The organism is Blautia hominis, assembly GCA_002270465.1.
Lineage (GTDB): Bacteria > Bacillota > Clostridia > Lachnospirales > Lachnospiraceae > Blautia > Blautia hominis.
On record NQOF01000008.1, the window covers coordinates 44666 to 57070 of the forward strand.

Sequence of the window (12405 nt, forward strand, 5' to 3'; positions counted from 1 at the left end):
AGAAGGGCATGGAACGTGGAGACACATACCAAGAAGCTTTTAGAGGAATGCAACTCCGGATGTAAAATGGGAATCAACAGCATGAAGCAGGTCAGCGATTACATCAAAGATGAGAAGCTGAAGGATCTGGTCAATGAATACATCCGCAAACATCAGGATTTGGAGAAGGAAACCTCCCGGCTGCTTCAGCAGTCCGGTGAGGAGGAGAAAGACCCGGGCCCTGTGGCTGCTGCCTTTTCCAAGGTTACGACAGAGGTGAAGCTCATGATAAAGGATGACAGCAGCCAGATTGCAAAGCTTCTGACAGACGGCAGTAATATGGGCATCCAGAGTATCAGCAAGGCTGTAAATCAATATTGCCATGCGTCCACAGACAGTATCGCATTGGCAAAACGCCTTGTGAAAGCAGAAGAAAGATTTATGAAAGATTTACAACCGTTTCTATAAAAGGATCAGGGCTGCTGCACAGGAGATTCTGTGTGGGAGCCTTTTTTGTGAGGGTTTGATATGCTGAAAATGAAAGCCGGAAAATATGTGGCAATTGCTCTGAAAACAGCCATAGGAAGCTGTGTTGCAATACTTGCAGCGGAGCAGTTTCACCTGGAATTTGCCAGCTCAGCGGGGATCATCGCGCTGCTGACATTGATCAATACAAGATGGGATACCCTCAGGCTGTCTGCTGTGAGGCTTCTCTCTTTTTTTGCTGCCGTGCTTCTGGCCTGGATGATCTTCAGCCATATGAGCAGGGAATGGATCACATACGGCGTGTTTGTATTTCTGCTGGTGGGCATAAGCCTGTTTGTGGGATGGCAGAATACCATGTCTGTCAATGCAGTCATAGGGACACATTTCTGGACAACGCAGGACTTTGGCGCTGCTGCTATCTGGAATGAGTTTTGTCTTGTCTTTATCGGTATAACAGTGGCGGTGGTGCTGAACTTGTTTCAGCGCAACCAGAGCAGGAAAAAACAGATCTTGCAGGATATGCGGTATGTGGAAGCCAGGCTGCAGGACATTCTGGAAATGCTGGCAGACTACCTGATGCAGAGAGAAAACCAGGCGGATGTATGGGAGGAGATCGCTCATCTGGAGGAGCATCTGTCCCATTCCATGGAGCGGGCCTATGAGTACGACAGAAATACATTTCTTCCCCACACGGAGTATTACAACCATTATATTGAAATGCGGACCAGGCAGTGCAGTATGCTGCAGAGCCTTCACTGGGAGATACAGAAGATCCGCACCATGCCCAGCCAGGCCCTGACCATTGCAGAGTACATGACTTATATGAAACGATTCGTGGAGGAAAAAAATGTGCCGAAGAAACAGATAGAAAGACTCCGCCAGGTGGAGGATGAATTTCACAGGGCACCGCTTCCGGTGACCAGGGAGGAATTCGAGGGAAGAGCGGTTTTATATCATATTATGATGGATTTGGAGGAATTTCTGCTCTATAAGAAGCGGTTTGTGGAATCCCTGAGTGAAAAGCAGAAGAAAATTTACTGGGAAACTGAAAAAAAGGAATGAATTAGGGTCTTGCGCTGGAGTTAGGTCCATCACTTATGATAGAATAGAGATATGCATAAATATACGCAGAAAGGATGGACCGAATATGAAAAAAATAATATCTGTGGCCTTTTGTTTATTGATAGCATCACTGTCCCTGTCCTCCTGCGGCAAAAAAGGATCGGAAGATGCTGCCGGGATGCAGGCAGAAAAGGAGAGTGTAAAAGTTCTGGTGGCTTTTTTCTCTTACGGCGGAAATACACGGAAACTGGCGGAAACGGCTGCCCAGTATACAGGCGGGGATCTGTTTCGGATAGAGACTGAAAAATCTTATTCGGAAGATTATGACAAGTGTCTGGAAGAGACAGCCCGTGAAATGGAGGAGAATGCCCGTCCGGCGCTTTCCTCCCATGTGGAAAATATGGAAGCGTATGATGTGGTGCTGCTGGGGTATCCCATCTGGTGGGGAAGTATGCCCATGGCTGTAAATACATTTCTGGAAGAATATGATTTTGAAGGTAAGATCATTGCGCCATTCTGTACTCATGGAGGAAGCGGACTGGGCAGCAGTGAGCAGGATTTGAAAAAACTGTGCCCGGATGCAGAAACTTTTGAGGGGCTGGCAGTTTATGGCTCCCGCGCAGACCAGGCGGGGGAGGAGATGGCAGACTGGCTGGAAGGACTGGGTCTGTATGGGGAGAATCAGGACAGAGAAGAGGAAATACAGGATTAGGGGGATAAAATAATATGAAATCAAACAGAGAGGCTGTGTGGGAGGTACTTGCACAGATTAATCAAGTGATATTGGGAAAAGAGACTCTGACGGCGGAGGTACTGGCAGCGCTTCTGGCGGGAGGCCACGTGCTGCTGGAAGATCTGCCCGGTTCGGGGAAGACCACCCTGGCGCTGGCGTTATCTAAACTTTTGGGACTGGACTGGAAAAGGGTGCAGTTTACGCCGGATGTGCTGCCGTCTGACCTGACCGGGTTTTCCATATACAGAAAGGATCTGCAGCGGTTTGTCTATCAGCCGGGTGCTGTATTCTGTAATCTGCTTCTTGCGGATGAGATTAACCGTACTTCACCCAAAACACAGTCTGCGCTCCTGGAAGTAATGGAGGAGGAGCAGGTCACCGTGGAGGGAGTGACCAGAAAGGTGCCGGCTCCTTTTTTTGTCATTGCAACACAGAATCCTTCAGGTACGGCAGGCACACAGATGCTGCCGCCTGCCCAGATGGACCGTTTTATGATCTGCACTACCATGGGATATCCTGACTTTGCCAGTGAGGTGGAGATGGCTAAGGGGACAGGGATAGAGCGAAAGACTGACCATCTGACCTCCATGCTGAATGCCCAGGTGCTTCAGAATATTAGACAGGAGGTAGAACAGGTATTTGTCCACGACGCTGTCTATCATTATATCGTCAAACTCATTACCGCAACCAGGAGAAATCCCCATTTGGAAGCCGGTGCCAGCCCCAGGGGAACCATATCCCTGGTCCGTATGGCTAAGGTCACGGCCTGGATAGCAGGGAATGACTTTGTATCCCCTGCGGATGTGTCCGCCCAGTTCATTCCTGTGGTCAATCACAGAGTGAGGCTTGGAACCAGGGCGCGTATGGACGGTGTGGAAAAAGAGAATGTGCTGGCTGAGATATTGGAGCGTGAGGAGCGGCCGTTTTTTAAGGGGAGATGACAGATGAGAAAATTGCTGATAACATTGGTACTTCTTTTGTTTTTTTATCTGGCAGGCCTTTACCGCTCTTCTTCGGTTATGGTATTTATCCTGGCATTTCTGGTGTTTTTAGGGTGTATGGGCTTTTTAGCTAAATATCTGGCCCGCAGACTGGAGATCAGTCTGGAGCCGGAGCGGGGCACCGTGTCCAAGGAGAGTACGCTTACCGTGGTTTTGACTGCTGTGAACCCTTCCCTGGTACCTGTCATGAAATTTGAAACACGTATGAAAATATGGAATCAGGGAACATCCAAAGGAGCGGTAAAAAAAGTACAGGGCTATGTTCCGGCAAGGGGCACTGCAAGGATACCGGTTGAAGTTTCTCCAAGGCACTGTGGTGCCCTGGAGATCAGCGGAGTGAAGTCAAAAATCTGGGACCCGCTGTGTCTTTTTTGCGGGCAGAAAAAGGAGAAGGCCTCCTGTAATGCAGTGGTGTACCCCAAGGGATATGAGATGCAGTTTTCCATAGAAAGCCTTCCTTTTGGCATGGAAGTGGAGGTGGGGAACAGCAGGCTCGGCGTACAGCCTCCTGAAATATACCAGATACAGCCTTATCGTCCGGGGGACGGGATGAGGGATATACATTGGAAGCTGACTGCCAGAAGCGGGGAGCTCCTCAGCAAACAGTATTGTACAGAAGTGCAGGCACCGGTGTTCGTATTCTGGGATATCCGGGAAGAAAAGCCTTTAAGTCCGGGACAGATGGATGCCTTTTGGGAGCTTTGCTATGCGGTAAGTGCAGGGCTTTTGAAGGAAAAAGTCAGTCATCAGGTGGGATGTTATGACGGGCAGACCGGGCAGATTCAGGTGTATCCTGTGGCCTGCCATGAAGATATTATGAATGATCTATGTGAAATGATTCGCAGGGATGTTCTTTTTGTGGGAAGCAGTTACCCGGATGAATTGTATTTAGGGGAGATGTACCGGCGGCAGGAGGAGGGGGAGATAGTCCTCTCCATGGACACGTCCCTCAGGCTGCATTTGTACCACAAAATGCTGGTTCAGTTTTCAGAGGATAATTATGCGGAAGAGATCAAAAAAGAGACATTTTTACTCAGCTAATAAAAGAAGGAAAGCAGGGAGAACCGGCGGACCGGTCAGCGGCCTGTTCTTTTTCGGCTGCTATTTTTGCGGGATTTTGGGTTATCTGTTGCTGTGTTCACTGATCTTCAGGCTGAACTATAGCTGGAGAGCCGTGGTCTTTGTACTTTCTCTGGCTTGTTTGTTATGCTGGGTCTTGCAGGATGTTTTGAAATGGAAGCCCTTCTTTATCATACTGACCGGAATTGCAGGGGCGGGAGGGATGTTTTTAATAAGGCAAAGCGCATACCTTACCAATATGAAAATGCTGTATGCTGCCGGAATGTGGAATATGAGGGCAATTCCCGTGATTGAAGTGACGGGGCTTTTGTGTATCTGTGTGATTTTGGGGCTGCTCCTTATGTATTTGACGGTAAGTCTGGCTAAGCAGGGGTGGATCTTTTATTTTATTACTTTTTCTCTTGTATTTGCCGTCATGATGCAGAAAGCAGAGATCAAGACAGGGATGCTCTGTCTTCTGGCTGTTTTTCATCTGGGAAACCGCATGGCAGGTGTTGCGGCAAAGACGGACCAGAAGCCGGGGCAGACCAGACGCAGTATTTACAAAAATGCGGGCAGAGTGATACCTGTCCTTGCTGTGTTTCTTCTGCTGGCTATGGGAATCGCCCAAAAAGGAGCGGCAGGACATATGGAAACGCTGTATGAGACTCCTTTAAAGGCCGGTGACAGAGTTTGGCGCATGGCCGCAGGTATGTGGCTTCCCGAATCCCTCAAAGGCCAGATAAACAGGGGAGGTCTTTACCCAAGCGGAAGAGAACAGATGGAAGTGATCGTCTCCGGGAAGCCTGAGGAAGCTTTATATCTGAAAAACTTTGTGGGAGATGTGTATGAGAACGGTTCCTGGAAAGTGTCGGACAGAGAGGAATTTTATGAGAGTCTGGATGGACAGTATGCTGCCCAGGAGGGGGCAGACGCCAGGAAGTATTTTGAGAACAGACAGTTTTATATGATTCGTTATATTCTTGCCAATATGGGAGGCGTATACGGCGGGGAAAATATGCCGGGGGAAAAGAATGTAGAGCTTAAATCCCTGGCAGCAGAAAACAGGACCGCATCAATCCCTTATATTTACGGGGAGGAGTATGGGGATGATAAGGTGCATAGAGGCACCATGTACACAGAGCAGGATTTTAAAGAGGTGCTCGCCATGGCGGATGCAGATACCATAGCCCGGTTTGAGCAGGAGGAGAGTGCTTACAAAACGTTTGTGGAGCAGTCCTGTCTCACGGTTCCCGAGGAGGAGGTACCGCGGCTGGTCCGTCTTTGCGGTGAAAATGAAAAGTCAGGGGCAGAGGAGGTGAGCGGATTCATCCGTTCCTGGCTGCAGTCCAAGGCAGCCTATTCTCTGAACCCCGGCGTGGTGCCTATTGGAAAGGACCCTGCGGAATACTTTATATTTGAACAGGGGAAAGGATACTGCCAGCATTTTGCCACGGCAGCTGCCCTTATGTTTCGGTCTTACGGGATTCCGTCGCGTTACGCGGTGGGCTTTAGGGTAACGCCGGATTTATTTGAACAGCAGGAAGACGGCAGGTATAGAGCGGTTGTCACAGATGAGCAGGCTCATGCGTGGGCGGAGATTTATTCCGGAGGAGAGGGGTGGATTCCGGTGGAGACAACTCCGGCAGCGGGAGAACTGCCCGCCGGAGTTGGCGCTGAGAGCGAAGAAAATATGACGAATGCAGAGACAGCAGCAGGAACCGCCGGGGAGGAAGACGAAACCGGTCAGGAACCGGAGACGGAGCAGGAGGACCCGAATGCTCCAAATGAGATGACCGGTCAGGAACAGGCAGGAAATATGGAAGATGCAGATGAGACAGAAGCCGATCAGAAGGATGGGAGCAGCGGGAAGAGCGGCCAGAGCGGCCAGAGCGGCCAGAGCGGCCAGAGCGGCCAGAGCGGCCAGAGCGGCCAGGGAAGCGTGCGTTCCTTTTTCCTGCGGATGGCGCCTGTATTTGCTGTGATAGGTTTGATAGTCTTTGTATGGGGGAGTATTTTGCTTCGCCGCTATCTGATCCTATGCAGACAGGAAAAGTATGGGACTGGTCAGATCATGGTTAGAATGCTGGAGGTTCTGGGGTTGGCTGGAGAGATGAAAGATTGTGATGCCATGGGGGCAGATTTTCCCGAAAGTCTGTCAAATGCAGTACCGTCTGTCACTAAAAAAGAAGCCGGACAGATACAGAGGGCTGCCCTTCAGGAGAGTTTCGGTAAGGAGGAATTGTCCGGAATGCAGGGGAGAGATGCACGGCGTGTGTATAAAAAAGTCTGCGCTGCTGTTTATGAGAGACTGCCTTGGTATAAGAAGATTTACTTCCGGTATGGGAAAGTGTACAGATGAGGGAAAAGATGGATAAAAAAGAGGCCGTGCATTTGGCTGCACGGCCTCTTTTTATGCAATCAGGAATTATGCTGCACAAACATTAACTGCTTTCAGTTTTCTGCTGTCTTTCGGATCCTGCTCTGTATCAAATGTTACTCTCTGTCCTTCGTCAAGGCTTTTGAAACCATTGGAAACAATAGCGGAAAAATGTACGAATACATCCTCTCCTGTATTGGAATCAGTAATAAATCCGTATCCCTTCTGAGCGTTAAACCATTTCACTGTACCGTTATTCATAATCAGTACCTCCATATATAATATTTGGTCGTAATAAAATAGAAAAAAGCCAACACAGCAATGAATTAAATGGAATCATTGTCTGGTCGGCTCTAAATTCAAATTAATCACTTTTTGTATCATAGCATGAGGGGAGGGAAAAGTCAATAGGGGAAAAAATATTTTTTTGGGGGAGGGGACGGGAGAAGCGGAGGTGCCGGGAGGGGCGGCGGGTGTGTATCTGTGGCCGCTCGACGTTGCGGAACCTGTGAGCTAACCAATAACTGCGACTAAGACGCTCGCCAATGGGCTCTCGCCTAAGTCTCCGTAATTGGTGGATCTCACAGAACCCTCCACTTAACCTCGCTGCCACAGATACACACCCGCCGCCCCTCCCGGCACCTCCGCTTCTCCCTGGTTTTCTCAGGCGGGAATTGTTGGAAAAATATTGCGTGAGTTTGTGGGCGGAGTGTTAGGGGATGACCCGGATATGTTCCTTCGGAAGTGTTTTTAGGCGTAAGGGAAAATGACGATTTTGTGGTCGGAATGATTGATTTTCGTCATCCATTGTCGGATTTTCTTAAATATTTTGGAGGTAATATTGGATATAGTATTCGTTAATCAGAAAGACGTAAAGGGTATGCCTCAGAAATGCTAAGATTGATTTTGCCTATTTGTCGTGACTTTTGGGAAAGCCGGGTTTTATTAACTTGCGATAAAGAAAATATTGCTTCACAAAGAACGATTATTAAAAATGGCGGGGTGTTGGAGAATGAAATTTCTGATACAGCGGGTTTAAGTGAAAGTGGTATCATTCAAAGGTATTGGATTTCCATATAGCGTCTTTGGTTTATTATTAGCAGTCCGTTCCGGTTTGCCTTTCGCCCTTTGACAACTTTGGGATGAGTGATCTGAGGATTTTTTGTGGGGCAACAAAGTCTGTTGTGAAGGACACTTATTTAAAAGGGGATTAAGGGGGGCAGAGAGAGGATGTTGTTAAGTTGCTTTAGTCAGGGAATAAAGTTATAATATTAGTAGTTGTGGAGCCGGAAGATGTCTGGCAGTGGTGAGAACTGTAAAATAAGTGATAAAATGAGAAGTGAAAAAACAAGAGAAGTGAAAAAACAAGAGAAGTGAAAAAACAAGAGAAGTGAAAAAACAAGAGAAGTGAAAAAACAAGAGAAGTGAAAAAACAAGAGATGGAGGAATGGATATGTTGGAAGTTGGAAGGAAGGCACCGGAATTTACTTTGCCAAATCAGGATGGGGAGGCGGTTTCGCTGGCTGACTACAGGGGAAAGAAAGTAGTTTTGTATTTTTATAGTAAGGATAATACGGCAGGATGTACGAAGCAGGCATGTGGTTTTGGGGAGCTTTATCCGCAGTTTACGGAGAAGGGGGCTGTGGTGCTGGGGATCAGCAAGGATACGGCTGCTTCCCATAAAAAGTTTGCGGAGAAATATCATCTGCCGTTTACACTGCTTTCTGATACAGAGCTGCAGGTGGTTCAGGAGTATGATGTGTGGAAAGAGAAAAATATGTATGGGAAGAAGGTTATGGGGGTGGTGCGGACCACATATCTGATTGATGAGAACGGGATAATAGAAAAGGCATTCGGAAAGGTTAAGGCAGCGGATAACCCGGCTCAGATGCTGGGAGAAATCTGAGAAAGCCTATGAGAAGGGGACAGGCTGTTTTAGGTGTGTTTTCATGTATGCATTTTCTTGTGGATGCTGCCTGCGCGTTTGCCATGTATGGGGTATTTCGGGAAAAGGATGCCTGGTACTGGTATCTGTTGTTGTATAATTTCTGCGCGTTTGCTTTGCAGATGCCGTTGGGGGTGGTACTTGACGGGCTATGCAGAGGGAAAGGTACAGAGGAAAAGTATAGGTGTTCCGTAGGTTTTGCAGTTTTTGGGGTAGTGCTTATTTTTTTGGGCGGATTTACGCATGTGACGGTTTTGGGGCTGGGGAATGCGCTGTTTCATGTGGGAGGAGGCGTGGGGACTATCTGGACCAGTGAAAGGGAAGACAGAGTCTGCACACGGCTGGGAGTTTTTGTGGCGCCCGGAGCTTTGGGGCTGTTTTTTGGGAAAATGTGGAGTCAGTCTGTATCTGAGGTGGGGATCGTTTTGGCAGGGGCGCTTGTTCTGCTGAGTTTAGGGGGAGTGCTTTTGTGGCTGGGCAGGGGAAAGTATTTGGAAGAGCATGGCAGTAGAATATCCGGGAAAGGCAGGCCTGTTTATGGTAGAAGTATGATGGCAGTCGGTTGTTTTTTGGTGGTGCTGCTGAGGTCTTATGTTGGGATGTCGGCTGCTTTTCCGTGGAATAAGACCGTCCTTATGGGGGTGTTGTGTACTGCGGCTGTGGCGGGAGGCAAAGCGGCGGGAGGTTTTTTTGCTGACCGGATCGGAATTTCCAGGACAGCGGTGATCTCCTTGATTCTGGCGGCGGGGATGTATGGACTTGGTGGATTTTGGGGAACCGGGCTGCTGGCACTGCTGTTTTTTAATATGACCATGCCTTTGACACTGTATCTGATGTGGAAGGAGATGCGGGAACAGCCGGGGCTGGCTTTTGGTACATTGACGTTTGCTCTGTTTTTGGGATTTCTGCCGGTCTATTTTCAGACGGTGCCGCCTATGGATCCCCGGCTGACAGGCAGTCTGGGAAGTTTGCTTTCGCTGTTGCTGTTTGCCGGGGTGATGAGGCGGAAAGGAGAGTCGGATGGTTCTGTATCTGGTTAAAATGTTTGGGGTTTCTCTGGGGCTTACGCTTGTGATCGAGGAAGCTGCTGCTCTTGTGTGGGGGATAAGAAAGAGAAAGGATTTGCTGCTGATCTGTCTGGTCAATATTATGACAAACCCTGCAGCAGTGTTTCTTGCGTGGATATGGAGGATGTATATGCCGCCCGGTGCGGGGAAAATTGTTTTTTATCTTTTGGTGGAGGCAGCAGTAGTCATAACAGAGGGACGAATTTACAGGGCTTATCTGCAGGGAAGCAGGCATCCTATGAAATATTCACTGGCGGCAAATGGATGTTCTTTCTTTTTGGGGTTGTTAATTGGATAGGGGGGATACAGATGAAAAAAGGGATCGTTCTGTTTTTACTGATATGGATTTGTCTCGGAATACAGGCTTTGGACGTATCCGCAGATGTTATTTTTGAGCCGGAAAATATTTTTTACAAACGTCATGCAAAAGAATGCGAATATGTCAACCGTACCTTTACGGTTAACGGCTATGGAGGAGAAACGACGCTTTATAAAAGTCCTTTGTCCGATAAAGTGCTGGCTGTAATGAAAAATAATGAGGAACATTATATTTCTTATATCTATACAGACGAAAAGGGGAACATGTGGGGACTGGTCGAGGATGTGGAAGGAGGAGAAGGCTGGGTACCCATGGCATATATGTACTCTTCTTATGGGGGAAGTTCCTTTCTGAAGGAATACCAATCTCAGATTAAAAAAGAGAAAGGGATCATAGAGGTTGACAGCAGCGAAACAATATACAGTTGGGCGTATCCCGGCTCAGGTGACCCTTTAATAGTGAGAATGGAGGGAAATCCATTAAGTTATGACCGGGTTTTTACAGATGAGCAGGGGCTTAAATGGGCACATGTGAATTATTATCATTATGGCTCTTATACCTATTGGGTATGTATGGATGACCCGTCAAATTTAAACCTGCCAATCCGGGAAGTGGACAATAGCATTCCCGACCCACCCAAAGCAATTGACCGTGTCAATGGTGGTTTTACGGTTTCGGTCTGGGTTGTGGCCGGGCTTACTGCGGTGCTTGTCATTGTAACAGGATGCCTTATTTGGGGAATATACGGGAAAGGAGGAGACCATGAATAGGAGGATACAAATAACGCTGCTGGTACTTCTGTGCATGATCATTCAAGCTTCCGTGGTGCGTGCGGACTTGATTTTTGAACCGCAGGACAGTTTTTACGAAAAGCATAAGGATGCATGTGAATATGTAAACCGCGTTTATGTTGTCAATGGCTATGGCGGGGAAACGGATGTCTATGATAGTCCCGGATCCGCCGAAAAAGTCATGACCATTCAGAATAGGGAAACCTATTATATTTCATTTGTCTATACAGATAAGAAGAATGTAAAATGGGGATTTGTAGAGGATTCTCAGGAGAATGGCGGCTGGGTACCCATGGATTATATGGGAGGATTCCTTTGACTATGGTTCGGAGTTTACAGATGAAGAGGGGATGCATTGGGGAAATGTAGGATATTATATGGGAAACAAAGACTTCTGGGTTTGTATTGATGAACCGGAAAATCCTGATCTGCCGGTCAGGGAGATTAACAGGGATATAGCAGAAGCCCCGGAAACAATCCCGGGTGTGGCCGAAACATCTTCGGAAGCCCCGGAAAAAATCCCGGGTGTGCATGAAACATCCTCGGTTAAGTCAAAAGCAGGAAATATCCGGCTTGTGGCAGTGCTGGTTGGCCTGACAGCAGCGGTCACGGGATTTGCTGTATGGAAGTTTTACGGAAAGCCCCGGTAGGTTTGGGCAGTTCCAGCATAAGTTTATACAGAATCGTCTTTTGCCATGGGCGTTTTACCCGGAGGTATACCATTTAGGAAGTGATGTTTACCGTTTGGGAATTTACACACAGCAGACGTACAGAATGTGTTATTGTAAGCATATGGAAGAAATAAAACATACAGTATGATCGTAAAAACGTGATTTGATACGGTTTGACTGCCAAATAGGAGGTAACACATGTATAGAAAATCAATTGCACAGGAGTATTATGCTTTAGCGGTAAATGAAAAAGGAACCATGCCGGTCATGCACATGGACGAATCAAATGCCGGAATCGTGGTATCCGGTATCATGGATTTCATATTAAATGATGTGATCACAGTGGAAAAGAAAAAAATAACGGTGATCAAAGAGTTACCAAATGAACTTAGACACCTTGCCTCCCTGTATACATATCTAAAGGATAAACCACGGTCCACGGAAAAATTGATGAGTGATTACGCGGTATCAACAGGCAGCAGGATCAAACAACTACTGACAGAGATCGGTGAATCTTTGCTTGAAGATGGCGCGGCAGTGAAAAAAGCAGGCGGTCTGTTCGGTAATAAAGCCGTATATATTCCTGATAGAAGCTATAAGGATGCATTGGCCGGAAACATGAAGACGGAGGTGGCGAAAGACGAAATTTCCCCTCACGATATAGCACTTGTTTATATTTTAAACAAAACAAAGAATTTGAACCAATATTTATCGAAACATGAATTTGATGATTTGAAAGCTAAGCTGAAAGAAATGAAGAAGAACCCTCAAAATAAACAGCTGGGGGATATGATAAACTATGTGGTTGACCTGACTACTATGTTGATGGCTTGTATTATTATTGTAACAAGTTTCAATTAAACGAACGAAAACAGGACAGCAAGCCAGTTTGGGACTGGGCACGGAAAACGG

Annotated in this window: 15 protein-coding genes; 14 read left to right on the plus strand and 1 reads right to left on the minus strand. The window is 47.4% G+C overall.

Translation table 11 applies throughout. The features are described 5' to 3' along the window. The first annotated feature begins 15 nt into the window (after positions 1–15). The 6 genes from CI595_RS21765 to CI595_RS21790 all read left to right on the plus strand — a co-directional run bounded on the left by CI595_RS21765 (position 16) and on the right by CI595_RS21790 (position 6682). Positions 16–447, plus strand: a complete 432-nt coding sequence (locus CI595_RS21765) for a DUF2383 domain-containing protein (RefSeq protein WP_095175721.1) — start codon at positions 16–18, stop codon at positions 445–447. Positions 448–507: 60 nt separating this feature from the next. After that, positions 508–1527 carry an aromatic acid exporter family protein gene (locus CI595_RS21770; protein WP_095175722.1) on the plus strand — a complete coding sequence of 340 codons (1020 nt, stop codon included), beginning with the start codon at positions 508–510 and terminating at the stop codon, positions 1525–1527. An 85-nt stretch (positions 1528–1612) separates the two neighbouring features. Beyond that, positions 1613–2239 carry a flavodoxin gene (locus tag CI595_RS21775; protein ID WP_243135233.1) on the plus strand — a complete coding sequence of 209 codons (627 nt, stop codon included), beginning with the start codon at positions 1613–1615 and terminating at the stop codon, positions 2237–2239. A 14-nt stretch (positions 2240–2253) separates the two neighbouring features. Further along, positions 2254–3201 carry an AAA family ATPase gene (locus CI595_RS21780; protein WP_095175723.1) on the plus strand — a complete coding sequence of 316 codons (948 nt, stop codon included), beginning with the start codon at positions 2254–2256 and terminating at the stop codon, positions 3199–3201. Between the two features lie 3 nt (positions 3202–3204). Next, the gene (locus tag CI595_RS21785) at positions 3205–4302 is read left to right on the plus strand and encodes a DUF58 domain-containing protein (protein WP_095175724.1); all 1098 of its coding nucleotides are present in this window, start codon (positions 3205–3207) and stop codon (positions 4300–4302) included. Then, positions 4262–6682 (plus strand): transglutaminase TgpA family protein, encoded by a 2421-nt coding sequence (locus CI595_RS21790; RefSeq protein ID WP_095175725.1) that lies wholly within the window; start codon positions 4262–4264, stop codon positions 6680–6682. Before CI595_RS21785 ends, CI595_RS21790 begins: the two co-directional genes overlap by 41 nt. Positions 6683–6748: 66 nt before the next feature. Here CI595_RS21790 and CI595_RS21795 read toward each other — a convergent pair whose 3' ends face one another. Next, a complete protein-coding gene (locus CI595_RS21795) occupies positions 6749–6961 on the minus strand; it encodes a cold-shock protein (RefSeq protein ID WP_018594431.1) in 213 nt (70 codons plus the stop codon). Positions 6962–7591: 630 nt separating this feature from the next. Between CI595_RS21795 and CI595_RS26750 the strand changes: the two genes are divergently transcribed. From CI595_RS26750 to CI595_RS21835, 8 genes are all read left to right on the plus strand, one after another. Next, entirely contained in the window at positions 7592–7780 is a 189-nt protein-coding gene (locus tag CI595_RS26750) for a GNAT family N-acetyltransferase (protein WP_243135234.1), read from the plus strand. 373 nt (positions 7781–8153) lie between these two features. Next, positions 8154–8606, plus strand: a complete 453-nt coding sequence (gene bcp / locus CI595_RS21805; protein ID WP_095175726.1) for a thioredoxin-dependent thiol peroxidase — start codon at positions 8154–8156, stop codon at positions 8604–8606. Positions 8607–8614: 8 nt separating this feature from the next. Further along, positions 8615–9685 (plus strand): hypothetical protein, encoded by a 1071-nt coding sequence (locus CI595_RS21810; protein ID WP_095175727.1) that lies wholly within the window; start codon positions 8615–8617, stop codon positions 9683–9685. After that, entirely contained in the window at positions 9666–10010 is a 345-nt protein-coding gene (locus CI595_RS21815; protein WP_095175728.1) for a hypothetical protein, read from the plus strand. Before CI595_RS21810 ends, CI595_RS21815 begins: the two co-directional genes overlap by 20 nt. A gap of 11 nt (positions 10011–10021) precedes the next feature. Continuing rightward, a complete protein-coding gene (locus CI595_RS21820) occupies positions 10022–10801 on the plus strand; it encodes a hypothetical protein (RefSeq protein WP_095175729.1) in 780 nt (259 codons plus the stop codon). Continuing rightward, the gene (locus CI595_RS21825) at positions 10794–11141 is read left to right on the plus strand and encodes a hypothetical protein (RefSeq protein ID WP_095175730.1); all 348 of its coding nucleotides are present in this window, start codon (positions 10794–10796) and stop codon (positions 11139–11141) included. Before CI595_RS21820 ends, CI595_RS21825 begins: the two co-directional genes overlap by 8 nt. Beyond that, positions 11098–11472 (plus strand): hypothetical protein, encoded by a 375-nt coding sequence (locus CI595_RS21830; protein ID WP_095175731.1) that lies wholly within the window; start codon positions 11098–11100, stop codon positions 11470–11472. The genes CI595_RS21825 and CI595_RS21830 overlap by 44 nt, the downstream gene beginning before the upstream one ends. A 219-nt stretch (positions 11473–11691) precedes the next feature. Next, complete coding sequence (locus CI595_RS21835) at positions 11692–12354, plus strand: GPP34 family phosphoprotein (RefSeq protein WP_095175732.1); 663 nt, start codon at positions 11692–11694, stop codon at positions 12352–12354. Positions 12355–12405 lie beyond the last annotated feature (51 nt).

Bases quoted from the DNA above. Each gene is read 5' to 3' on its own strand.
- CI595_RS21785 (WP_095175724.1), top strand. From the start codon at position 3,205: ATGAGAAAATTGCTGATAACATTGGTACTTCTTTTGTTTTTTTATCTG.
- CI595_RS21770 (WP_095175722.1), top strand. From the start codon at position 508: ATGCTGAAAATGAAAGCCGGAAAATATGTGGCAATTGCTCTGAAAACA.
- CI595_RS21825 (WP_095175730.1), top strand. From the start codon at position 10,794: ATGAATAGGAGGATACAAATAACGCTGCTGGTACTTCTGTGCATGATC.
- CI595_RS26750 (WP_243135234.1), top strand. From the start codon at position 7,592: ATGCTAAGATTGATTTTGCCTATTTGTCGTGACTTTTGGGAAAGCCGG.
- CI595_RS21835 (WP_095175732.1), top strand. From the start codon at position 11,692: ATGTATAGAAAATCAATTGCACAGGAGTATTATGCTTTAGCGGTAAAT.
- CI595_RS21795 (WP_018594431.1), bottom strand. From the start codon at position 6,961: ATGAATAACGGTACAGTGAAATGGTTTAACGCTCAGAAGGGATACGGA.
- CI595_RS21780 (WP_095175723.1), top strand. From the start codon at position 2,254: ATGAAATCAAACAGAGAGGCTGTGTGGGAGGTACTTGCACAGATTAAT.
- CI595_RS21815 (WP_095175728.1), top strand. From the start codon at position 9,666: ATGGTTCTGTATCTGGTTAAAATGTTTGGGGTTTCTCTGGGGCTTACG.
- CI595_RS21810 (WP_095175727.1), top strand. From the start codon at position 8,615: ATGAGAAGGGGACAGGCTGTTTTAGGTGTGTTTTCATGTATGCATTTT.
- CI595_RS21790 (WP_095175725.1), top strand. From the start codon at position 4,262: ATGCGGAAGAGATCAAAAAAGAGACATTTTTACTCAGCTAATAAAAGA.
- CI595_RS21775 (WP_243135233.1), top strand. From the start codon at position 1,613: ATGAAAAAAATAATATCTGTGGCCTTTTGTTTATTGATAGCATCACTG.
- CI595_RS21820 (WP_095175729.1), top strand. From the start codon at position 10,022: ATGAAAAAAGGGATCGTTCTGTTTTTACTGATATGGATTTGTCTCGGA.
- bcp (WP_095175726.1), top strand. From the start codon at position 8,154: ATGTTGGAAGTTGGAAGGAAGGCACCGGAATTTACTTTGCCAAATCAG.
- CI595_RS21830 (WP_095175731.1), top strand. From the start codon at position 11,098: ATGGCGGCTGGGTACCCATGGATTATATGGGAGGATTCCTTTGACTAT.